General features: G+C 64.9%; 23 protein-coding genes and 1 pseudogene. 23 read left to right on the top strand and 1 reads right to left on the bottom strand.

Annotated features, from left to right (window positions below; all coding sequences use genetic code 11):
• Window position 1: 1 nt before the first annotated feature.
• The 19 genes from ACEQXV_RS00890 (at window position 2) to ACEQXV_RS00800 (ending at window position 15,168) form a co-directional block, all read left to right on the top strand.
• A complete protein-coding gene (locus tag ACEQXV_RS00890) occupies window positions 2–625 on the top strand; it encodes a hypothetical protein (RefSeq protein WP_370267438.1) in 624 nt (207 codons plus the stop codon).
• Window positions 622–1,251, top strand: a complete 630-nt coding sequence (locus tag ACEQXV_RS00885; protein WP_370267436.1) for a transcription termination/antitermination NusG family protein — start codon at window positions 622–624, stop codon at window positions 1,249–1,251. Before ACEQXV_RS00890 ends, ACEQXV_RS00885 begins: the two co-directional genes overlap by 4 nt.
• 191 nt (window positions 1,252–1,442) lie before the next feature.
• Window positions 1,443–1,808, top strand: a complete 366-nt coding sequence (locus ACEQXV_RS00880) for an HNH endonuclease signature motif containing protein (protein WP_370267435.1) — start codon at window positions 1,443–1,445, stop codon at window positions 1,806–1,808.
• Between the two features lie 134 nt (window positions 1,809–1,942).
• A complete protein-coding gene (locus tag ACEQXV_RS00875) occupies window positions 1,943–2,419 on the top strand; it encodes a P27 family phage terminase small subunit (protein WP_370267434.1) in 477 nt (158 codons plus the stop codon).
• On the top strand, window positions 2,406–4,241 hold the full coding sequence (locus ACEQXV_RS00870; protein ID WP_370267433.1) for a terminase large subunit: 1,836 nt from the start codon (window positions 2,406–2,408) through the stop codon (window positions 4,239–4,241). Before ACEQXV_RS00875 ends, ACEQXV_RS00870 begins: the two co-directional genes overlap by 14 nt.
• On the top strand, window positions 4,238–5,473 hold the full coding sequence (locus ACEQXV_RS00865) for a phage portal protein (protein ID WP_370267431.1): 1,236 nt from the start codon (window positions 4,238–4,240) through the stop codon (window positions 5,471–5,473). Before ACEQXV_RS00870 ends, ACEQXV_RS00865 begins: the two co-directional genes overlap by 4 nt.
• The gene (locus ACEQXV_RS00860) at window positions 5,463–6,161 is read left to right on the top strand and encodes an HK97 family phage prohead protease (protein WP_370267430.1); all 699 of its coding nucleotides are present in this window, start codon (window positions 5,463–5,465) and stop codon (window positions 6,159–6,161) included. The genes ACEQXV_RS00865 and ACEQXV_RS00860 overlap by 11 nt, the downstream gene beginning before the upstream one ends.
• Window positions 6,162–6,228: 67 nt before the next feature.
• Entirely contained in the window at window positions 6,229–7,440 is a 1,212-nt protein-coding gene (locus ACEQXV_RS00855) for a phage major capsid protein (RefSeq protein ID WP_370267429.1), read from the top strand.
• A 62-nt stretch (window positions 7,441–7,502) separates the two neighbouring features.
• Window positions 7,503–7,754, top strand: coding sequence for a hypothetical protein (locus ACEQXV_RS00850; protein ID WP_370267427.1), 252 nt, complete (start codon window positions 7,503–7,505; stop codon window positions 7,752–7,754).
• On the top strand, window positions 7,751–8,254 hold the full coding sequence (locus tag ACEQXV_RS00845) for a head-tail connector protein (protein WP_370267426.1): 504 nt from the start codon (window positions 7,751–7,753) through the stop codon (window positions 8,252–8,254). The genes ACEQXV_RS00850 and ACEQXV_RS00845 overlap by 4 nt, the downstream gene beginning before the upstream one ends.
• Window positions 8,239–8,589, top strand: a complete 351-nt coding sequence (locus ACEQXV_RS00840; protein WP_370267425.1) for a head-tail adaptor protein — start codon at window positions 8,239–8,241, stop codon at window positions 8,587–8,589. The genes ACEQXV_RS00845 and ACEQXV_RS00840 overlap by 16 nt, the downstream gene beginning before the upstream one ends.
• Complete coding sequence (locus ACEQXV_RS00835) at window positions 8,586–9,077, top strand: HK97 gp10 family phage protein (RefSeq protein ID WP_370267424.1); 492 nt, start codon at window positions 8,586–8,588, stop codon at window positions 9,075–9,077. The genes ACEQXV_RS00840 and ACEQXV_RS00835 overlap by 4 nt, the downstream gene beginning before the upstream one ends.
• Before the next feature lie 4 nt (window positions 9,078–9,081).
• Window positions 9,082–9,480: a DUF3168 domain-containing protein gene (locus ACEQXV_RS00830; protein WP_370267422.1), complete on the top strand. Its 399-nt coding sequence runs from the start codon at window positions 9,082–9,084 to the stop codon at window positions 9,478–9,480.
• Window positions 9,480–9,911 carry a phage tail tube protein gene (locus tag ACEQXV_RS00825; RefSeq protein WP_370267421.1) on the top strand — a complete coding sequence of 144 codons (432 nt, stop codon included), beginning with the start codon at window positions 9,480–9,482 and terminating at the stop codon, window positions 9,909–9,911. The genes ACEQXV_RS00830 and ACEQXV_RS00825 overlap by 1 nt, the downstream gene beginning before the upstream one ends.
• Complete coding sequence (locus ACEQXV_RS00820; protein WP_370267420.1) at window positions 9,908–10,300, top strand: hypothetical protein; 393 nt, start codon at window positions 9,908–9,910, stop codon at window positions 10,298–10,300. Before ACEQXV_RS00825 ends, ACEQXV_RS00820 begins: the two co-directional genes overlap by 4 nt.
• Window positions 10,301–10,565: 265 nt before the next feature.
• The gene (locus ACEQXV_RS00815) at window positions 10,566–11,540 is read left to right on the top strand and encodes a phage tail tape measure protein (protein WP_370267419.1); all 975 of its coding nucleotides are present in this window, start codon (window positions 10,566–10,568) and stop codon (window positions 11,538–11,540) included.
• Complete coding sequence (locus tag ACEQXV_RS00810; RefSeq protein ID WP_370267417.1) at window positions 11,541–12,476, top strand: hypothetical protein; 936 nt, start codon at window positions 11,541–11,543, stop codon at window positions 12,474–12,476.
• A complete protein-coding gene (locus ACEQXV_RS00805; RefSeq protein WP_370267416.1) occupies window positions 12,476–13,126 on the top strand; it encodes a hypothetical protein in 651 nt (216 codons plus the stop codon). Before ACEQXV_RS00810 ends, ACEQXV_RS00805 begins: the two co-directional genes overlap by 1 nt.
• A gap of 656 nt (window positions 13,127–13,782) precedes the next feature.
• On the top strand, window positions 13,783–15,168 hold the full coding sequence (locus ACEQXV_RS00800) for a hypothetical protein (RefSeq protein ID WP_370267415.1): 1,386 nt from the start codon (window positions 13,783–13,785) through the stop codon (window positions 15,166–15,168).
• A gap of 297 nt (window positions 15,169–15,465) precedes the next feature.
• On the opposite strand, the gene ACEQXV_RS00795 is transcribed toward ACEQXV_RS00800, so the two are convergent.
• The gene (locus ACEQXV_RS00795) at window positions 15,466–17,454 is read right to left on the bottom strand and encodes an AAA family ATPase (protein WP_370267414.1); all 1,989 of its coding nucleotides are present in this window, start codon (window positions 17,452–17,454) and stop codon (window positions 15,466–15,468) included.
• Between the two features lie 269 nt (window positions 17,455–17,723).
• Between ACEQXV_RS00795 and ACEQXV_RS00790 the strand changes: the two genes are divergently transcribed.
• From ACEQXV_RS00790 to ACEQXV_RS00775, 4 genes and pseudogenes are all read left to right on the top strand, one after another.
• Window positions 17,724–17,981: a hypothetical protein gene (locus ACEQXV_RS00790; RefSeq protein WP_372524978.1), complete on the top strand. Its 258-nt coding sequence runs from the start codon at window positions 17,724–17,726 to the stop codon at window positions 17,979–17,981.
• Window positions 17,982–17,984: 3 nt separating this feature from the next.
• A complete protein-coding gene (locus ACEQXV_RS00785) occupies window positions 17,985–18,656 on the top strand; it encodes a hypothetical protein (protein ID WP_370267411.1) in 672 nt (223 codons plus the stop codon).
• Window positions 18,657–19,067, top strand: coding sequence for a hypothetical protein (locus ACEQXV_RS00780; RefSeq protein WP_370267409.1), 411 nt, complete (start codon window positions 18,657–18,659; stop codon window positions 19,065–19,067). It abuts the gene before it with no gap.
• A pseudogene (locus ACEQXV_RS00775) lies at window positions 19,067–22,384 on the top strand (hypothetical protein); the annotation flags it as partial. The gene ACEQXV_RS00780 and the pseudogene ACEQXV_RS00775, both read left to right, overlap by 1 nt.

Genomic DNA, 22,384 nt, shown 5'->3' with positions numbered 1-22,384 from the left:
GATGGACAAGGCAGACACCAGGCACGACGAGCGCAAGGCGACCGAGACGAACCGCGACCGGGTGCGTCGGTTGCTGTTCAATCCGCTGGGCTTCCGGTTCCCGAAGGGCACGGGCGAGGCCGAAGCGCGCGCGACGCTGGACCGGATCGCCGATGAGCTGGCCTATATGCGCGACGATGCGCTGGAAACTCTGGCCCGCTCGATGCGGCTGCAGGGACAGGGCAAGGCCCGCAACTTCTGGCCTGAGCGCGCAACCTTCGTGTTCTTCGCCCATCTGTGTCAGAAACTGCCCCTTGAGCAGGATCCGAAGCTTCTGAGCTGGTTCGCGTCGATCGAGGGGCAGCGCATGGTGCAGGACGGCACGCTGGTCGAGACCTGGGATTACTTCGAGGACAAGCGCATCCCGCCCGCGACACCGCAGGCCCGCGCGAAGGTGCTGGCCGAGGCGCAGGACGCCGCGCGCCGCGTCCAGATCGTCAGCGAGAAACAGGCGGCGGGCTGGTATGTCGACCCGCGCGAGGCCGAATGGGTCCGGGCCTATCTCACGCGCCGCGACCGGATGCTGGCGCTCCTCGACCATGTCCGGACTGAGCGTGCCGCCTCGGCCACGGCAGGTGCCGCATGAGCCACGCCAAAGCTTTTGACAGCGAGGGCCTGCAGGTTGGGGACTACGTCCTCGATGAGGGCCGCGCGCCGATCACCATTCCCGGGACGGCGGGCTGGTACGCGTTGCGGGTAGCGCCGCAGCGCGAGGGCTTTGTCGAGCGCTGGCTGGGGCTGCGGGGCGTGACGGGCTTCCACCCGGTGCTGCGGCGGCGGGTCGTGCGGTTCGGCAAGCCGCGCGAGAGCGTCACGCGCTACTTGCCGGGCTATGTGTTCGCGCGGTTTCCGGGTGAGCCGATCCCGCACGCGGTGCAGGCGCTGCCGCATATCCTCGGGGCGCTGACCGCGCGAGACGGGCATTGGGCGCGGCTGGTGCCCTCAGACCTGCGCGCGCTCTACGGCATGCGGAACACGGATGCGGATCTGGAGGATACCCGCGCGACCGAGCAGGCCCGGCGCAAACGGGCAGCGGCACTCCGGGTTGGACAGGGCGCGCTCTTCCGGTCGGGACCGATGGCAGGCGTCAGCTGCGAGGTGGTCGAGCTCAAGGGCACCGGCGACGTTCGCGTCCGGCTCAGGGCCTTTGGCTCGGACCGGGTGGTGACGGCGCAGGACCGCGATCTCGTTGCCCTCAGAAAGACGGGTTGACAGCGAATCACCAGATTGCGTAGCTTGGCCCGCATAGCCTCACGGTAGCCATCCTAACACCTCAGCAGTGCACAGATGCTATCCCGGTGGGCGGCGAGGGTCCGTTGCAACGCGAGGCTCAGCCCGCCTTCATTGCGTCTTTTGAGAGAGCGCCCCGCGGAAACGCCGGGCGCTTTTGTCGTTCCGGGGGTATGTCCCGCTATTCCTCCAACCCTTTGTCGAAGCTCTACCGCACGGCTGGCTGGCGCCGGGCGCGGGCGGCGCATCTGGGGGTGGAGCCGGTCTGCCGGCTGTGCCGGGCGGCGGGGATCCTGAACGATGGCAGCCTGACTGTCGCGGGCGAGACCCAGCGCGACGGGCGGCGGCGGTTCCTGGTGGTCGATCACATCGTGCCGCATCGGGGCGATCTCGCGCTCTTCTGGGATCCGGGCAACTGGCAGACGCTGTGCCCCGATCATCACGACATCACCAAGCAGCGCGACGAGCAGCGCGGCTTCTCGAATGCCAGGGGCGCCGATGGCTGGCCCCTCGATCCGCGCCACCCCGCGAACCGCTGACCGGATCACCGACGCCCCAGCCCAGGGGGGTGGGTCAAAGTTCAGGCGCCTGAGCCCGCGAACCGGCGGGGAAGGGTTTTTGTGCGCAAAGCTCGAATTGAAGACAAAAAGCCACACTCAGGAAAGGGTTAGCGATGGCGAGGGGCCGCAGGCCAGCGGATCAGAACGTCGTGCCGATGAAGGGGGAAGCCCCGGGCGGGCATAACCTGCAGGAGCGCGCTGTTGCGCTGGCAACCGAGCTGCGCCCCGAGGGCCTGCCCACGCGGGTGCGCTGGATCTATGACCGGCTGGCCCCGCCCTTGTGCCTCGCCACCCGCAAGCACCCGCTCAACACCGCCAATGTCACGATGTTCGTCATGCTCTGCCGCTCGGTCGCGCGCTATGAGCATTACGAGACGCTGCTCGACGAGCTGGGCGAGACCTATGTCTCGCAGGGCCGGCAGGGCCAGCAGATCAAGGCCCGCCCCGAGATCGCCCAGCTCAACGAGACCTGGCGCCAGATCCGCGCGCTGGCCTCGGACTTCGGCATGACGCCCGCCTCGGAACGCGCGCTCGGCGCGGGCGGGCAGATGGGCTTTGACTTCGACGACGATGACGATGGCTTCAGCTGAGGATCCGCGCTACGCCGCCGATCCCGTGACCGCCTGGGCCGAGGATGTCGTGGCCGGGCGCATCATCGCCGGCCCGCATGTGCGCAACGCCGCCGCGCGCCATCTGCGCGATCTCATTGAGGGACCGAAGCGCGGCCTCGTCTGGGATCTCGACGGCGCCAAGCGGGTGATCGGCTGGTTTGCCAAGATGCTGCGGCTCAATGGCGGGCAGTTCGAGGGCGTGCCCTTCGTCTTGCATCCCAGCCAGGCCTTCCGCGTGGGCTCGCTCTTTGGCTGGAAGCACCGCGCGACCGGCCTGCGCCGGTTCCGGCGGTTCTATGACGAAGAGGGTAAGGGCAACGGCAAGTCACCGATGCTGGCGGGGATCGGGCTTTACCTGATGGTGGCCGATGGCGAGCCCCGCGCCGAGATCTATTCGGCCGCGGCCAAGAAGGATCAGGCGGCGGTGCTGTTCCGCGATGCGGTGGCGATGGTCGAGCAATCGCCGAAGCTTGCGAGCAAGGTGGCGTCGCAGGGCCAGAACCCGGTCTGGCAGCTGAGCTACCGGGGCAAGGATGGCGGCGCGCGGTTCTTCAAGCCGATTGCCAACGAGACCAAATCGGGCGGGCAGTCCGGGCCCCGCCCGCATGCGGCGCTCTGCGACGAGGTGCATGAGCATCCCAGCCGCGACACGATCGACATGCTGGAGCGCGGCTTCAAGTTCCGCCGCCAGCCGCTCTTGTGCATGGCCACGAACAGCGGCTCGGACCAGAAGTCGGTCTGCTGGGAAGAGCACAAGCACGCGGTCGATGTCGCCGCAGGGCTCGTCGAGGATGATCGCACCTTCGCCTTTGTCTGTTCGCTCGATGAGGGCGACGATTGGGAAACGGATCCCGCCTGCTGGATCAAGGCCAACCCGCTGCTGGGCGTGACGATCCAGGAGGATTGGCTGGCCGAGCAGGTCAAGCAGGCGCGGATGATGCCGGGCAAGAGGAACGGGATCGCGCGGCTGCACTTCTGCGAATGGACGCAGGCGCAGACGGCGGCGATCCGGCGCGAGGCGTGGAATGCCTGCGCGGGCGCGGTCGATCCCGAGGCGATGATCGAGGCGGGCTATCCCTGCTATGGCGGGCTCGATCTCAGCCAGACGCGCGACTTCACCGCGCTGACGCTGGTCTGGGTGCTGGATGAGACCCGCGACGCCGAGCGGTTTGCGGCGCGGACATGGTTCTGGACGCCGAAGGACACGCTGGCGCTCAGGGCCGGGCAGGATCAGGCGGATTACCTCGGCTGGGAGACGCAGGGGCATCTGGAGGCGGTGCCGGGCGAGCGGCTCAAATACGCCTGGATCGCGGATGCGCTGGCGGGGATCAACGCCCGCTTCGCGCCGCGTCGCATCGCCTGCGACCAATACGGGCTGGAGCGGCTGCAGGAGCATCTGGCGGATATCGGCGCGGTGCTGCCGGTCGAGATCCACCCGCAGGGCTTTCAGAAGCGGATCCTCGAGAAGGACAGCGCGCTGCCCGAGGGTCAGCAGGAAATCTACCTGTGGATGCCCGACAGCATCAACAAGCTGGAAGCGGGGCTCTACGAGGAGCGGTTCCGGATCCATCCGAACCCGCTTCTCGACAGCATGGCGGCGAGCGTTGTCTACGCCGAGAACCGGACGGGACACCGAATGTTCGACAAACCCAACGCCTTCGGGCGGATCGACGGCATGGTCTCGCTGGCGATGGCCACGGGGATGGCGCTGTGTCGTCAGGCCGAGGCCGATCAGGGCAAGCGGCGTGAGGGCTACTTCGAGAGCCTGATCGCGGCGCAGCGCGCCGGGGTGCCGGCATGAGGCTCTTGCGCAAGATGGCCGGGCTGATCGGCGGAGCGCGGCGGCTCGACATCACCCATTCCGGGACCGGGCGCGATGCCACCGCGCGGGCGATGGATGCGGGCATGTCGGTCTCGGCCACGTCGAGCATGGCGCTCTCGGCGGTCTGGGGCTGCGTCGGGTTGCTCGCGGGCACGATCAGCTCGCTGCCCTTCCAGGTCTATCAGTCGGACGGCGGGAGCGGGCGAGACGGTAAGCGTGTGATGCGCCGCGACCACCCGCTCTATGCGATCCTGCATGACAGCCCGAATGCCGATCAGACGGCGCTCGACTTCTGGGACTTCATGACCCAGGCGATCGAGCTCTGGGGCAATGCTTACGCGAAGATCGATCGGCTGGGCGGCAAGATCGTCGCGCTGACGCCGATCCGGCCTGATGCGGTCAGCGTGCGCCGCGATGCGGCGGGCGCGCTGCGCTACCGCTGGAGCGACAAGGCACAGCGCTACGATCTGGGCGAGGAAGACGTCCTCCATATCCGCGGCCCCGGGGGTGATCCGCTGGGCGGCATGTCGACGCTGACCTTCGCGCGCGCGACCTTCTCGCTGGCGCTGGCCGAGAATGCGACGGCGGCGGGGATCTACCGCAACGGGCTGCGGCCGGGCGGGCTCTTGAAGTTCAAGGAATGGCTCAGCCCCGAGCAGCGCGATGTCGCGTCCTCGGCGATGGTCGAGCAGTTCACCGGCGCGGCCAATGCCGGGCGTCCCTTCGTGGCCGAGGGCGGGGTCGAGTGGCAGCCTTTGGGGATCAACCCGGTCGATGCGCAGATGCTGGAGACGCGGGGCTTCTCGATCGAGGAGATCTGCCGGTTCTTCAGCGTGCCGCCGGTCATGGTGCAGCATTCCTCGGCCACGACCAGCTGGCCCACGGGCGTCGAGCAGCAGGTGCTGTTGTTCCAGAAGTTCACGCTGCGCCGGCGGCTGAAGCGCATCGAGCAGGCGGTGTCCAAGCAGCTGCTCACCCCGGCCGAGCGCGCGGCGGGGCTGTCGGTCGAGTTCAATCTCGAAGGGCTGTTGCGCGGCGACAGCGCGGGGCGGGCGTCTTTCTACAATGCCGGTCTCAATGGCGGCTGGCTGGTCATCAACGAGGTGCGCGCCTGGGAGAACCTGCCGCCCGTCGAGGGGGGCGAGATCCCCCGGGTGCAGAAACAGAACGTGCCGATCACGGAACTGGAGAGGTTGATCCATGGAAGCTGAGCTTCGCACCAAGACGGGTGCCGCGCTTCTCGACATCAAGACGCTGAGCGAGAAGGGCCGGTTCGAGGGCTATGCCTCGACCTTCGGGGGCGAGCCCGACAGCTACGGCGATATCATCGCGCCGGGCGCCTATACCGAGACGCTGGCCGAGCATGCCGCGCGGGGCACGATGCCCAAGATGTTCTGGCAACACGATCCCAACGAGCCGATCGGCAAATGGACCTCGGCCCAGGAGGACGAGAAGGGCCTCCTGGTCTCGGGCCAGCTCAATATGGGCGTGCAGCGGGCGCGCGAGGCCTATGAGCTCCTGAAGGCGGGCGACATTGACGGGCTGTCGATCGGCTACCGGATCCGGGGCTACGAGGTCGACGAGGACAGCGACGTCTGGACGCTCACGAAGCTCGACCTGCGCGAGGTCTCCGTCGTCAGCATCGGCGCCAATGAGCATGCGACGGTGGCCTCGGTGAAGTCCGGGCGCCGGGCGCTGGAGCTCGCGGACAAGCTGAAGGCCGGGGAAAGGCTGACGGAGCGGGAGTTCGAGGATCTGCTGAAGGGGAGCTTCGGCCTCTCGAAGGCGCAGGCGGAGCGGGCCGCGCGCCTCCACCTGAAGGGGCTCGACCCTGACGGCCGGGGGGATCCCGGCGACGCGGCAGACGGCCTTGCCTTCCTGCAGGCCCTCGCAGGCTGACGCCCGCACCCAACACGACACGACCCAAAACCACCAATCACACACTATATATATAGAGGAGATCTCCATGACCGGAGAGACGAAGACGGCTGAGCAGCTGGCGGCCGAGTTCAAGGCGGCCAACGAGAAGGCGATCGACCAGGTCAAGGCGCTGGCCGAGGATGCGCTGGGGCGCGCCAAGGCGGGCGAGAAGCTGACCGAGACGCTCAAGACCGATGCCGATGAGGCGCTCATCAAGATGAACGAGCTCGGCGCGCAGGTCACCGAGCTGGCGCAGAAGCTCGCGCGGGGTGGCGGCGACGGCAAGGCCGAGGCGAAGTCGATCGGCACGCAATACGTGGAAAGCGAGGACTTCAAGTCCTGGGCCGAGGGCCGCCCGCGTCAGGGCAAGGCCGATATGGCGGTGAAGGCCACGATCACCACGTCCACCACGGATGCGGCGGGCTCGGTCGGCGCGGCGACGGATCGCACGCGGCTGCCCGGTCTGCAGGAGCTGCCGCAGCGCCGGCTGACGGTGCGCGACCTGATCTCGCCCGGCCGCATCGACAATGCCGCGCTGGAATATATCCGCGAGACGGGCTTCACCAACAACGCGGCGCCGGTGGCGGAAGGCGCGGCGAAGCCCGGCTCGGACATCCAGCTGGAGCTGATCACCACCTCGGCCAAGGTGATCGCGCATTGGATGAAGGCCTCGAAACAGGCGCTCGCCGATGTCTCGATGCTGAGCTCGCTCATCGATCAGCGGCTGCTCTTCGGCCTCGCGCTGGTCGAAGAGAACCAGATCCTGCACGGCGACGGCACGGGGCAGAACCTGCACGGGATCGTGCCGCAGGCCTCGGCCTATACCGTGCCGCCCGAGCTGGTGGCCGAGGATCTGACGGTGATCGACACGCTGCGCATCGCCATGCTGCAGGCGGTGCTGGCCGAGTTCCCGGCCACGGGCCATGTGCTGAACCCGATCGACTGGGCGTCCATTGAGCTCACCAAGGACACGACCGGGCGCCATATCATCGGCGCGCCCAAGGGCGAAGCGGCGGCGTCGCTCTGGCGGCTGCCGGTGGTCGAGACGCAGGCGATCACGGCGGGCAAGTTCCTCACCGGCGCCTTCAAGCTCGGCGCGCAGGTCTATGACCTGTGGGATTCCCGCATCGAGACCGGCTTCGTCCATGACGACTTCACCCGCAACCTCGTGACGATCCTCGCCGAGGAGCGCATCGCGCTGGCCGTCAACCGGCCCGAGGCCTTCGTCTATGGCGATCTCGCGCCGGTCGCGCCGTGATCTCAACGCGCCGCGCGGTAGTCGTGCGGCGCACCTTCTATTTCTTCGAAAGGACAATATCCATGGCGAGTTTTGATGTTCTGCGGCCCCATATCGGGGACCGGCCCTATGCCCAGGGCGACACGCGCGAGGCCGATGCCGCCTCGGTCAAGCACCTGGTGCGCGCGGGCGTGCTGGCGGCGTCTGCCGGAAAGGCTGGTGACGACGACGGCGCCGACACCAAGAAGGCCAAGGCGCCCGCGAACAAGGCCGCGCCGAAGCCCGCGAACAAGGCGGACACGGCGGCTGCCAACAAGGCGGCGTCGCAGGCATGACGCCTTTCCTGGTCACGCCCCCGGCAGGCGAGCTGGTCGACATGGACCTGCTGAAACTGCAGTGCCGCACCGATGGCCCCGAAGAGGAGCAGCTTCTCGCGGGCTACGTCGCCGCCGCCATCGGCTGGCTCGACGGCTGGGGCGGGCTGCTGGGCCGCGCGATCCTGCCGCAAAGCTGGGCGCTCGATGTTTCGGCGGCGGGGCTGGTTCGCCTGCCGATGCCCGACGTGGTCTCGGCCACGGCCGAGTATCCCACTGGCCCCGAACCGCTCGCGCTCACCATCGACGCGGGCGGCGCCGTGGTCGAGGTCACCGCCCCCTGCCGCCTCCTCTTCGACTGCGCCATGTCCGAGCCCAAGCGCGCCCTCGCCACCCAGGCCGTCATGCTCCTCGCCGCCACCTGGTTCCGCTTCCGCGAAACCGTCGGCACCGCCAGCATGAATGAACTCCCGTTTGGGGTCCGCGCCTTGGTGCAGGCGCTCAGATGGAGGCGGGTGTGATCGGGGCAGGGGATCTTGACCGCCGGATCCGGTTCCGGCGCCTCAATCCGTCCGATGATGGCATTTCGCAGGTCGGCACCTGGGAGGACCTCGGCAGCCCGGTCTGGGCGCGCAAGCGCGACGTGTCCGACGCTGAAAAGGCCGCCGCAGGCTCCGCCTCGGCCGCGACGGTCGCGCGGTTTGTGGTGCGTTTCAGTTCTTTCTCCCAGGGCATCGCCCCCGGCGACGCGATCCTGATCGACGGGCTGCATTACGACATCACGGGCCGCAAAGAGATCGAGCGGCGCGCTTTTCTGGAATTCACCGCCACGGCGCGGATGGACGGGGCACCATGACCGAATACGTCACGACGGAGGGTTTCGCCGCGCTCGATGCGCTGTTCGACGAGCTTGCCAAGCCCGCAACGCGCCGCGCCTCCGCCCGCCGTGCCCTCGGCAAAGCGGCAGAGCCGATGGCCGCGATTGCCAACAGCCTGAAACCCGATGACCCGGCCACCAGCGGGGCCGAGGATTCGATCCATGTCGGCATCGGCACACGCCTGACACCGCGCCAGCGCCTTCAGCATCGGCGCCTGACCCGCGACGACCGGGCCGGGGTCGAGCTGTTCGTCGGCATCACCGCCCCGCGCGGCGCCTCGGCGGCGGATCCGGCAGGCGTGCAGCAGGAGTTCGGCAACGTGAACCACCCGCCGCAGCCCTTCATGCGCCCGGCCTGGGATCAGGATCACCGCGCGCTTCTGGGCCGTCTGGCGGTCGAGCTGGGCAAGGATCTGGAGCGTAGCATCCAGCGCGCCCGTCGCCGCGCCGCGCGGGATTCGCGCTGACGCCATGTCCTTCGAAACAGAACTTCGCGCGCTGCTGACTGGGTCGGCAGCGGTCACCGCCCTTGTGCCCGCCGCCCGCATCAACTGGTCCGAACACCCGCAGGGCGCGCCGGCTCCCTATGTGGTCCTGCACTTGATCGACAACGCCGATGGCCTGCACCTGAAAGGGCGGACAGGCCTCTGGTCTGGCCGCGTGCAGGTCGATTGCTACGCCGCGACGCCCGCCGGCGCCATCGCGCTTTCCGCGCCGATTGTCACCCTGCTGCACGGATATGTCGGCGGCGGCTTCAATCCCATCCGCTTCGCCTCGATGCGCGGGCCATTCGTGCAGCAGCGCACCGGGCAGGATGATCGCCTCTTCGCCCGTCAACTCGATTTCATCACCCACTGGAGGGGAACCTAATGTCCACAACGGATGTCGGCACCGGGCACGGTGCATCCATTTCCTACGAGGCCACGCCCGGCAGCGGGACGTTCGGCACCGAGATCGCGCTGGCGCGCGTGATCCCGCTGCCCGAACGGACCCGCGCCGTGCATGACAAGACGCACCTGAAAAGCCCGAACAATCACCGCGAAAAGTTCGGCGGCCGGTTCGATACCGGGCCGGTGCCGCTGACCTGCATTTTCACCGATGCCAGCTGGAGCGCGGCGCATGCGGCGATGGATGTCGGCACCACCGGCTGGAAGATCAAAACCGCCGAAGGGTCCGAATTCACGTTCCCGGGCTTCGTGTCGAGCATCGGCCAGGCCGATCGCGCGGGCGAGGGCGAGACCACGTTCACCGTGACCATCACCCCGGCCGGCGCAGGCACCTGGACGGAGGCGCCCGCATGAGCGGGGGCAATCTGACGGGGCATGTCGAGGCGCTGGTCGGCGGATCGGTCTTCACCCTGTTCTTCGGATTCCGGGGAATGGAAGAGATGAAGGCGCGCCACGGCAAGGGCTGGATCCACGCGCTGGAACAGGCGCACCGGACCGGCGATGTCGAGGCCATCGACTTCACCCTGCTGCTCGACCTGATCGAACTGTCGCTCCGCCGCCATCATGCGGCCGATCTCGCCGCCGATCCCTATCTGCCCGACGACATCCTGCTGCAGGATTCTGCCGCGCTGCCCCGGATCCTGGAGGCCACCTTCGGCGCCGAGGAGTCTGATCCGGGAAACCGCCCCGCGGCGACGTCCAGCAAACGGGCCAGGAAGGCCACGACGTCGCCGCGTGGCTGAAAGCCTATATCGGCGCCGGGGGTGACCCGGTCCGGTTCTGGGATCTGACCCCCCGCCTTGCCCTGGCCGAGATCCGGGGCTTCGCCGAACGGCGGGCGCACGAGCGCGCCCAACTCTGGTGGGCCGCGATGCTGCCCCGCATGCAAAAGCCCCCCAGCCTTGAAGACTTCACCCGCCCCCCGATCCGCAGGGGGCGCGACAGCCAGGACGATATCAGCCGCTCGGTCAGCCTGTTCGCCGCGGCCCTTGGAGCAAGGAAAATCCCATGAGCAATTCCGTCATCGGCGCCCTGCGCGCAAACCTGTCCCTCGATTCCACCCGCTTTGAGCGCGGCGCCCGTCGCGCGCAGGGCTCGGCCAACAGCCTGCGCCGCTCGATCATGACGATCAGTGCCGGCGTAGCGGCGATGGGCACCGGCATGGCCGCCGCGATCCGGGGGCAATTGTCCGCGATCGACGATCTCGGCAAGGCCGCTCATCGCATCGGTATTCCGGTCGAGGATCTGTCGCGCCTGCAGCACGCCGCCGATCTCTCCGCCGTGTCGATGGGCAACCTGGAAGCCTCGCTGCAACGGCTAGCGCGTGAGATGGTCGAGAACGAAGACAAGTTCTCGGCGATTGGCGTTGCCGTGCGGGACGCCGAGGGCAACATGCGCCCGATCCGCGATGCGCTGGCCGATCTGGCGGACGTGATGCAGGCCATGCCCGAAGGCGCCGAGCGCACGGCGCTGGCCTATGACCTCATGGGCCGGCAGGGCGCGGCGCTGATCCCGATGCTGGAAGGCGGCGCCGAGGGGCTGCGCACGATGACGGAAGAGGCCGAACGGCTGGGGTTGACGGTCGAGGGCTCGACCTATGATGCTGTCGCCAGCTTCAACGATAACCTGAGCCGGTTGACGGCGGCGGTTCGGGGCTTTGTGCGCGAGATCACCGAACGGCTCGCGCCGGTGATGGCCGGGATCAGCGATGCCGTCGTGGCGGCGATTGGCGGTTTCCGATCCATGCCCGAATGGCTGCAGCGCGCCTCGGTCGCGGCAACGGGCCTGACCGTTGCCCTTGCGCCGCTTGCGGCGGGGTTGGCGCTGATCGTCGGCGGTCTCGGCGCCCTGGCGGCGCCGGTCTTGGCCACGGTCGGGGTTATCGCGGCGGCGGCGGGCGCGTGGGCGGCGTTTAGAAGTCAGCTTGAACCGACACCGGAAACCCTTGATGCCGTCGTCGACGCACAGGAAAAGCTGAACTAGGTGCTCGGGATCTTCGCGGAAACCGGCGCCCCGCAGGCAGGTGCCGAGGCGCAGAACTATGCGCGGCAGTTGGAAGAGCAGGCGCGCGCCGCGCTCGCTGCCGCAGAGGCCGAACTGGCGGTACAAGAAGCTCGCCTTGCCTCGGTTAGTGCGTTTCCTGACGCGGCCCGCGTGAACCCTGCATATGGGCAGATCGCGGGCGACGTCGATGCCGCGACCGCGCGCGTGGCCGAGCTCCGCGCTACGCTGGACGGTGCCCGCCGTACCCTCGATGCGCTCAACCGCTCGGCCATTTCCGCCGGCGCGTCCTCGGGTGATTTCAGCGAAGTTGTGACCACGGTCAACGTGAATACTGTCGATCTCGCCGATACGCTGGAAGACCTGAACATCGGCCTTGGCCGAGTGCCCGCCAATGTCGAATCGGGCGCGACGGCGCTCGACAAGATGAAGGAAGCGGCGCGCCAGACGCAAAGCGAGGTCGCCGGGATGGCACAAGGCCTCGGTCGTTTCCTGATGCAAGTCGCGAAAGGGGCCGATGCCGCGCGGCAGGCAATCGCTAACCTGCTCAGTCGTGCGGCCGAGATCCTGTTGAACCGGGGTCTGATGAGCCTGCTGGGCGGGATGAACCTGTCGGGTGGCCTGGGCTCGGTACTGTCGGGCCTTTTCGGCAACGGGCTCAGCCTGACCGGATCGACCGCCGCCCTGACCACCGCCGCCGGCATGGCCAGCGCCAGCACCCTGATGCCCGCGACCGGCGGCCTTGGCGCTTCGGCGGCAGGCAGCAGCGTCAATATCAACGTGAATGTTGACGGCGCGAATGGGGACCAGCACGTCATGGACCTCGTGGCCCAGGGCGTTCAGACCGGCCTTAGCCGTTTCGACCGCGTGCTTCCTGGCCGCGTGCGGGAGATCCAGTCCAACCCGAGGCGCCGCTGATGGCTCTGAACTTTCCCCTCGCGCTGGACGAGTTCTTCGCCGGGCTGCCGGTTGCAGAATGCGAATTCCACCTGCCTGCCTCGCTGGCGATCAGCCGAACGCGCGGAGGGAGCATCAAGACCGCGCGCCTTGCTGAGCGCCTCTGGACCGGCAAGGTGACGCTGGCGCTGCAGGAACCCGGCGACGCAGCTGCGGTAGATGCAAAGATCTCGGCGCTGCTCGAACCGGGGCGGACGTTCTTCGTTCATCCCTTTCCGTTCAGCTATCCGCAGGCAGATCCCGATGGGGCAGGGCTCGCGGGCGCGTTGCCGGTGCTCCACAGCGTCACGATTGGTGGACGCGAGATCAGGATCTCTGGTCTTCCTGCCGGCTATGTGCTGCGCGCAGGGGACATGCTGTCGTTCACTTACGGAATGAGCCCGCCGCGATACGCCCTTCACCGTATCGTGGCGGATGCGATCGCTGACAATGCAGGCCTCACTCCCGCTCTCGAACTCACGCCGCCGATTCGACCAGGCGCACGTGAAGGTGCGGCGATCCACTTTGTACGGCCGCTGACGAAGGCGGTCCTGTTACCCTCGGCCGCGCCGCGCTTCACCGTTGATGCAGCTCAGGGAAGCACGCTAAATTTTGTGCAGACACTTAGTTGATTTCGGCTGTTACAAGACCCGCCAGATTGAACTCCGAAGCGGCCGTTCGCGGGTAGAGCAGCATCTTCCACTAGGTGAAGTTGCGTGTCATGCTGGCGAAGCGGAGGAAGGCAGTTTTTTGCGAGGTTGGAAGGTGGTCGATCGGATCGAGAAGATCGAGAATGGCGTGGTAACTAAAACGACCGTCCGCTACCGTCGAAATGGCGGTAGTTTCTTCGAATGCTTCGAGCCGGGAGAGACGAGGAACCCCATCTGGCTTTCGACACTAGACGAGGTCGCCGCATTCCTGCGAACTGTGCCAGATAGACGTGTTCGTATGGATCCCGGCAGCGCAATGACGTCGCGGCACATCTACATCGATGGCGAGCCACTGTAAATCAATACTCACGGCCCTCTTCGGGCACTCGTGCAACGTGCGGCGGTGATCCTCTCCCACCCCAGAGCGGACTAGTATTTCTGAATTGAGGCAGAGAGCCGTCCTTCTCGGCGCTGAAATCGAACGTCAGGAAACGGCATCAGGGCAGCTCCAACAAGGTCTGACCAGGACAAAGGCAAACGAAACAGGCTTTCAATTCATGAAGCATTGAAGCTTGAGGTTGCAGCCGATTGACCTTGCCTTCATAGTTTGAGTGCGCACACTATTAAGGAATCTTCAGATGGCTGACGAGAGCGAATTTCTGCCACGAGTTGTGATAGAAAGCAGGGGGAACACTGGCAGCTTGACGGTCAATTTCAAATTGATAGGGGCAGATCGAGGCGACCTGACTAAAGGCGCAAAATCGATCCTCGAGGCATTTGAAGATTGGACCGCTTATTGTATTGCCTCGATTCAACATATGCCAAGCATGTCCTCAGTTGGCTACTATTTTGCGGACCGAAAAATTAAGAATGAAGTGATCGAATTCTTAAGGGAAAGTGCGATTGCGAGGGAAGAGGAGACAATACAGGGGGAGATTGGCGAAGGGGATTTCGAAAGATACAGTTTCGTTATTCATGATGATGACATAACAGCTGTTGCGCAAAAATTATCGACTACTTCGCAGATATTGAAAGCTGCTCGCTCAATCCAGCGCGCAAACCTCAGTGCGCTAATTGCTGAGTTTGATTTCCTAATGCTGAGGCTTCTGACAAGTGTGTGTCAAGATTTTCCAGAGTATCTAATTTCAGATGAGGAGACAATTCCGGTGGGGCTCCTGAGAAGTGGCAAGAGTTTCCAAGATTGGCAGGCCGAGCAAATCGAAAGGAAGATTGCAAAGAAGCTCCGGGGAAGCCATCAAGAGTTAATCGAATGGATCCTCACGGATGTCGCGAAGCTAAAGGATGTTTCAGCTGTTCAATCCTCGCGTTTCTATCAGGACTTTCTGGAAGTTTGTCAGAGAAGGCATCTCTTCATCCATAATGGTGGAATCGTGACCGAAGACTATATTGAAAAGTGTAAGGGCGCAAAATTCAAAGTTGAACAATTGCCAAAGGTTGGTGCTGCTCTATCGATCGATCCAGAGTATCTGCGATCGTCAGCAGCAAGAGTCTACCTTGTTGGAGCTTTTGTTCTAAACCTTGTTTTTCAATCCACCTATCCAGGGAAACGACAATTCTCCTTTAAAGCTCTTCTGTCGGCGTCGCATGAATTTCTATTGTCAGATCTGACGAAAATGGCAGAGAGAATCATCGAATTCGCAGAGTACAACTCTGCAAAATTTGATCAAGACTTACGCCTCAAGTTTGGGATCAATCGAGCCCTTTCAAAGCTGCATGAGCCCGATGTAGAAAAAAGCACGCAGAACAAGAATGCGGCACAGGTCTTAAGTCAATATGATTGGAGTGTTGTAGATCCCATATTAAAATTAGCGCTCGCCTGTGTTCGAAGGGATTTCAGTGATCTGATTAAATTGGCAGAAGAGGCCCATAAGGCGGGTCTTGAGTTTCGGGATGTTAACTCTTTTTGCGTATTCAGGGAGGCACGAGAAATCGAGGGTTTCATGGATTGTTTTCCAAGATCAGCCCTTCTTATTGCGGATAAGAGTGGCGCCCCTAAATCTTGAGGTGGACGTTGATTCCGCCTCAAGCCAAATCTGGCTTTAGCCACTCTTGCCAGTTTGCAAATTTCGCTTTCTACCCTGTGCGGAAGCTCAAGCTCAGCGCTAGTGATACCGCGCCCGGCCTAGAGAAAAACCTTCGGTAAACACTAAGCGATGTGCCGCTACTGACTGGAATAGCACTGAGGAATGATCTTATTGGTGCTAAGAATCTTCCATCCTCGACAACCGTCGCCTGACCCGCGGCGAGTCCACAAGAGCCGACATGTCAATGTGGAACCGGCCCGAATGTCTTAGTCGGTTCTAGCCTTGGTCAAGCTCAGGCGGGGCGCCTTTTAGCGCGGTCCAAGCGCTCATTACTATCCCTTCGAGGCACACCAGTGGACCGTGATCTTGGCGAAGCTTAGATAGTAAGGAAGCCATCATTTCGGGATTCTTCTGGACATCCTTGCGCGATGCGCCGTGTTCTTCGCACAATTCAGCATAGGCCTTGTCGTATTTAGTTTCGGTCACCTCTTGTCGGAGCGTTGCTTCTAGGTGCCGTTCAAAGCATGCGAAACTGGCAGTGGTTGTTGTGGTCTTCGGCGGTTCATTATGGCTGCCAAGTGTTGCAAGTCTAAGTAGCGTCAGGTCTTTCGCGGGATTTGCGTCACCCGTGCCGATGTCACAGTCCCACATCGCATAGACGGGGATGCCTATCTCTTGGAAGATCTTCAGCGGGCGGTCGATGGAGTTCTTGCCACCTGCGGGCAGAACCGCGATTCCTGCGGCTTCGAAGTCAAGACCCATTCCTTTGGCCGCGGCCATCAATGCGGCCTTATCACTGATCCCTTCGACCAAAACGATGCCGTCGGCAAAGAAGCCTTCCGAAAGCTCGCTATTCAGGATGTGCAGTCGGGGGCGAAGTCCGTCTGCAGTGTAAGTCCCGAACTTTTTGTCCTCCGCGGCTTCCAGTGCTTGGGCAACCTTGCTGAGGTCAAGGCCAACTATTTCACATCGTTTGAACGGTTCACCGTCTGTAACGACACGCCTGGCGAAGCGGATGCTCTCGACGTGAGGAATAGATACAAATGCCGGCGAATGCGTGGCGAAAAGCACTTGAGTAGGAGAATCTGCGCCGGGCAGGCTTCCTTCACTAAGTTTGCGAAGAACTGATGCAAAGTGTCGCTGCTTAGTTGGATGCTGGTAGAGTTCAGGCTCTTCTATGGCCAGGATCAGATTCGGCGTGGGGGGCGCTGCAACTGACTCGTGCTCCTCTGCAGCTTGAATGGCTGCGGCATCGTCCGCCTGAGGTTGGCGAGATGCTTTAGCCAATTGCTGCAGGAGCGTCAGAATGAAAGCCCTTTGGAGTCCATGGCCTTGTCGGTCAATGGGCCCTCCAAAGCCGTCGTGCTCGAGTGAGACCTCGGCGGCAGGTAATGGGATCGGAAGATCGGCTCCCACTCTCCATTCCAACTGCACGCTTGCGTCGCCATAATAGTTCTTGAGGTCAGCTGACAGCACCTCACCAAGTAGCCCAAGCTCTGGCATGTTCTCTGGAGAGGTGAGCTCCCGATACTGTCTATTCATCTCGTCCTGAAAATTTCTTACCTCCCTTCGGCGCAGAATTGCGCTCCGAACCACAAGCTCAAGCAGTTGCTGAATGGTGCTTGACTTCGCATCACCGGCATCCTGAGAGGCATCTCTAACAGCTGGAACAAAGAGGAAGCTCGTGTACCGTCGCAACGCAGTCCTTCCAGCGTTTTGGAAGCCGAAGAATTGCCCATCGTCGCGCATCGACTGAAGCGCATTCGGGTTTGCGGCTTCCCACGCACTCAGCGCATTGTCCAGGGCGGCCCCAGAGGTGACTGCGGGTAGCTGCGCATAGAGTTGATTTTGCTCTTTCAGCGTTAGATATGCGGTGCGTCGATTGTTGAATGAACCGGCCGCGCGGATAGCACGAAAGTCAGGATTCTGAGGTACTGTCCCGTGGTATCGCCCACTGCTCTGTGATCCATCGAACACCCGAGTGATTGTAAGTTTTCCGTTCCTTACCCTAGATGCAAAAGCGTCGGCAGCTTCAGCACTTAGCGCCCCGAACGTTAGTTCGATTTCCACCGGTTGAGCTTGATCTCGTCCATAGAAGTCGTCCTGGTCCAGTGTTTTAGCTGTCGAATAGAATTTTTCGATTGCTCGCAGGAGGCTTGATTTCCCCGACCCGTTGCCGCCGACAAATGCAGTATGATCGCCGATTTCTACGGTTACGTCTTTCAGCGACCTGAAGTTTCGTACCGCGACTCGCTCCAGCTTCATGCCTCTCTCCCCTAGATCCGCCACTGACACAGTATCTTACTTCAGTTCGTTAGTCCTATAATTCGTGGCGGCCGGGTAAGCAGCGGGGAACCGTCGGCGCATCGATTATGCAAACAAAGGATGATGGATGCAGGTGTCCTGGAGAACATAAGAAACGGCCTCGAAGACCGACTTCGTGCACCGCTAGCCAAGTCGACCTTCCCCCCCCAGAAACGGACTTCCCCATGCCCAACCACGCCCCCGCAGCGCGCCGCTCGTTTGCGCCCTTGTTGCCCGCTGACACCAACCTCGCCGATCTCGACACCGCCATGCTGGAGGGCAGCGCGTCCTTCCTCGGCGATCCTGCGACCGGGATCGTCCGCATGGTTGTCGCCTCGGGCGGTGCGCGAGTCGAGGCGGTGCTGACGCCGGACATGATGGCGCTGCTGATGCGCGCCGGTCTCGATGCCATGCGCGCGGCCGGGGGGCAGCCTTCGCAGGGTCAGCTCGCGGCGGTCGAGCCGGTGCACTCGGGCGACGGCGCCTAAGCGATGCGTTTCCTCCCCCCTTCCGTCGCCGCGCATTATGCGGCGGGCGGTCATGCTGATGTGCAGGTGCTGGTCTGGATCACCGCGCGCGACCGGGTGACGGGCGCGCCGCAGTCCCTGGGCTTCTGGTCGGGCGCCGATCACCAGGAGATCGAGATCGCGGGCGAGTTGCGCACCTATTACGGCGTGGGTGCCCTGCTGGGCTTCGAGCCGGTGGCGTCCGTGTCCTCGGCCCAGGAGCGGGTCTGGTCCCTCTCGGTCTCACCCCTTCACGACCAGGTCGCCGAGGCCATCCGCCTCTATGACGCCCGCCTCGCACCGGTCGAGGTGCACGAATGGCACCACGATCCGCTGACGCACTTGCCGCTTGCGGACCCGGTGCGCGTCGTGCGCGGGACGCTGATGGAGCTGGATATCCCGACACCGCCCGACGGGCAGGACAGTGCGGTGACGCTCAAGGTGGTCTCGGACGCATGGCGGCTCACGCAGGGGCTGACCCTCAAGCGCAGCGATGAAGCGCTCAAAGCGCGCAGCGGCGGGGCGGATCGGTTCCGGCGCTATAACAGCCTCGTCGGCATCAATGTCTGGTGGGGCGAAGCATCGGCCACGGATGCGGGCGGCGGCAGGCCGCGCCCGCCGGTCGAGGGTCCGAACACGGGCTGGAAAGACAGGTAAATGCACAAAACACCGGGTTGGCAAAACCGGCTGGTCGCGTTTCTCGCAGCCGCCGGGCGGGAGAGGTTTGTGCCGGGGCAGCACGATTGCGCGCTGTTCGCCTCGGGCGCGCTGGCGGCGATGACGGGCGTGGATCTCGCCGCGCCGTATCGCGGCCGCTACACGACCGAGCGCGGCGGCATCCGCATCCTGCGCAAGGATGGCTACCGCGACCATGTCGCGCTGGCGGCGGCGCATCTGCGCGCGCGGGCGGATGGCGAGCGGGCACTTCCCGGCGACCTGGCGGTGATCGCCACGGAGAATGGCCCGGCGCTCGGCGTGGTGCAGGGGGCTTCTGTCTATGTCCTCGGGCCGGACCGGCTCGCGCTGATGCCCCTAACCTCTGCAACCACCGTCTTCGAGGTGCTGTAATGCCTCAGGTCGTGCCTTTCGTTGCGGGCGCTTTCGGCGTTGCTGGAGGGACTGCGCTCGCCGGAACGGCGGCCTATGCCGCTGGCGCCGCCTTTGCCGCCACGACGCTCGGCGGCATCGCGGTCAATCTGCTGGGTTCGGTCGCGCTGTCGGCGCTGTCGATGGCGTTGCAACCGACGCCGAAGGCGGCGGGCCTGCGCACGGAAACCACCCTGCGCGGCGGGACCACGCCCGAGGTCTTCCTGCTGGGCCGCAGCGCGACCGGGGGCACGATGGTCTGCCCGCCGATGGCGCATGGCAAGGCGGGCAAGACGCCGAATGCGTACCTGACCTATGTCATCGAGTTGGCGGGCGTCCCCGGTCACCAGCTCGACGGTCTCAGCCTCAATGGCGAGGCAGTCGAGATCCTCGCGGATGATCCGGACGAGGATTACGGGCAGCGGATCGGCGGGGAGTATGACGGGCGCGCCTGGATCAAATATTACGACGGCACGCAAACGGCGGCCGATCCGATGCTGCTGGCCACCTATCCCGTTCCTTATGTGCGGCCCTGGACGGCGGACATGGTGGGCGAGGGGATCTGCTACGCGATCCTGACCTTCCGCTATGATCGCAAGGTCTGGTCGGGCTGGCCGCAATGCCGCTTCGTGCTGTCCTCGGCCCCGGTCTATGATCCGCGCCGCGATAGCAGTGTGGGCGGGGCGGGTCCGCAGCGCTGGGGCGATGCGTCCACCTACGCGCCGTCGAACAACGCCGCGGTGCTGGCGTACAATGCCAAGCGCGGGATCGTGCTGCCCGGGGGCGAGATCTGGGGCGGAGGTATCCCGGAGGCCGATCTGCCGCTCGCTGACTGGATGGCGGAAATGGACCGCGCGGACCAGCTGGTCGACGACGGCGCGGGCGGCACCGAGCCGCGCTATCGCGCCGGGGTAGAGGTCCGGGCCGATGATGAGCCGTTCTCGGTCATCGAGGAACTGCTCAAGGGCTGCAACGGGCAGGTGAGCGAGACCGGCGGCGTCTGGTCGCTGCGCCTCGGCTCACCGCGTCTGCCGGTCCTGTTCTTCGAGGATGCCGATATCATCGCCGATGAGGCCGAGGACTTCCGGCCTTTCCCGCCGCTCGACCAGATCTTCAACGCGATCTCGGCCACCTATCCCGATCCGGCGCAGAATTGGGAAAGCGCGGAAAGTGAGCTGGTCACGAATGCGGATTGGGAAGCCGAGGATGGCAATCGCCGCCTCACGGCCTCGCTGTCGCTGCCCGTCGTGCCCTATCCCGCGCAGGTGCAGCGCGTCACGCATGCGCTGATTGCCGATCATCGACGCATGCGGCGGCATGTCCTGACCCTGCCGATGGAAGCCTGCGCGCTCGAAGCGCTGGACGTCGTGTCCTGGACCTCGGCCGAGAACGGCTATTCCGCGAAGCTCTTCGAGGTGACCGAGGCGATCCGTGATCTGCGCACGCAGCTCGTGCGGGTGTCGCTGCGCGAGGTCGATCCCGAGGATTACGAGATCCCGCCCGTCCTGGTGCGTCCTTCGCCGCCCTCGGCGCTGCCGGTGCGTCCCGCGCCGCAGGCGGTGCAGGGCTGGCAGGCAGAACCTTACACGATCACGATTGACGGCAAGCCCCGCCGCGCGGGCATCCTCGCGCGCTGGGAGGCGGACGGGGCCGAGGATGCGCGCGGTGTCCGCGTGGCGCTGCGCCGACAGGGCGAGACCGGCGACGGCGTCGAGCAACCCCTGTACCCCGTCGCCACGGGCGGGGCGGCCATCACCGATGGCATTTTGCCGGGCACCTACGAGATCCGCGCGCAATACGATGCCGATCGCCCGACGGATTGGACAGGGTGGACCTCGGTCGAGGTTCCCGCCGTGGGCTTCGGTCTCGATGATCTGGCGCCCGCGCTGGTCGATTGGCTGGGCACGATGCGCGACTGGATCGATGACGGCATTCCCGAGGTCCGGGATCTCGCGCAGGCGCTGGCCGAGGAAGCGCAGGCCCGCGTCGAGGCGGTGCAGGCGGTGGCTGATGAGCTGGCCGAGGAAACCGATGCGCGGGCGGCCGAGACGCAGGCGGCGGCCGAGGCGTTGCGGGCCGAGCGCGACCGCATCCGGCAGATCGCGGCCGAGGTGATGGAACTGGCCGCCAATGACCACGCCGCGCGCGAAGAGATCCGCCGCTCGGTGCAGGTCCAGCTCGGCGATCTGGAAGCGAGCTTTGACGAACAGATCCTGACGCTCGCCAATGAAGACTTCGCGCTCGCGGCCCGGCTCACGACGCTGGAAACCACCAGCGACGATCTTTCCGCCTCCATCACCCAAGTGGACCAGGCGCGGATCGACGGCGACAACGCGCTGGCCTCGCTGGTCGCGGCGGTGGCGGTCGGCACCGCGCAGCAATTCGACCATGCCAAGATCTGGTATTTCGACACGACGGCCGAGGGCTGGACCGGCGCGCCCATGGCGCCGAGTGCGTCGGACGGATGGTTGCGGCCGGGGCCTGCCTCCTCAGTGGTCTCGCCCTCGGGCCTCGCGGTCGAGGCCGCGATGTATGCGCAGGTTCGCGCCCGCATCCGCGCCATTGGCGCGCCGGTCTGGGCCGGGCAGCTCTGGTGGGCCTCGGCCGGTCAGAGCTGGGATGCCGCGCGGCGCGTGACGCTCGATGAACCGGCTTTCAGCTCGGAAGGCGTGGCCGAGATCACCTTTACCCCCGGTTGGTCGGGCGTGATCGATGCCATCCGGCTCGACCTCGCGGATGGTGCGGACGGTTCAAACTATTACGAGCTCGACTGGATCGCGATCGGGCGTCCGTCGCCGGGCGCGTCCTCGGCCGAGCTCCTGACCGAGCAACAAGCGCGGATCTCGGCCGATAGCGCGCTGGCCTCGTCCATCCTCGCCCTGGAAGCGGATCTGACCGCTGCCGAGGGCGCGATCACCGGCAACGCGGATGCGATCACCACGCTGGATACGCGCGTCGGGGAAACCGAGGCCGGGCTGGAAGCCGCCGCCACGTCGATTGAGGCGCTGGAGGCTTCGGTCAATGACGACACCACCGGGCTGGACGCGCTCGCCAGCGCCGTGGACAGCATCGCGGCCGAGGTCGGGCTGCTGTCCGACGGCTCGCAATATTCCTATGCCGAGGCCCTTCGCAATCTGCAAAGCAGCCTGCGCGGCGTGGCGCTGGAAGGGCTGAACGCCGCCGCCCGCGACGAGACCGAGCGCCGCCGCGTGCGCGATTACGTCGCCTCGGCCACGCAGGCGCTCAATACCCGCGTCGATGCGACGGACAGCCAGGTCACGATCAACGCCGAGGCGATC

This window comes from Nioella sp. (genome assembly GCF_964229645.1).
In the GTDB taxonomy this organism is placed as follows: Bacteria; Pseudomonadota; Alphaproteobacteria; order Rhodobacterales; family Rhodobacteraceae; genus Nioella.
This window is presented reverse-complemented; position numbering and strand designations above follow the sequence as displayed.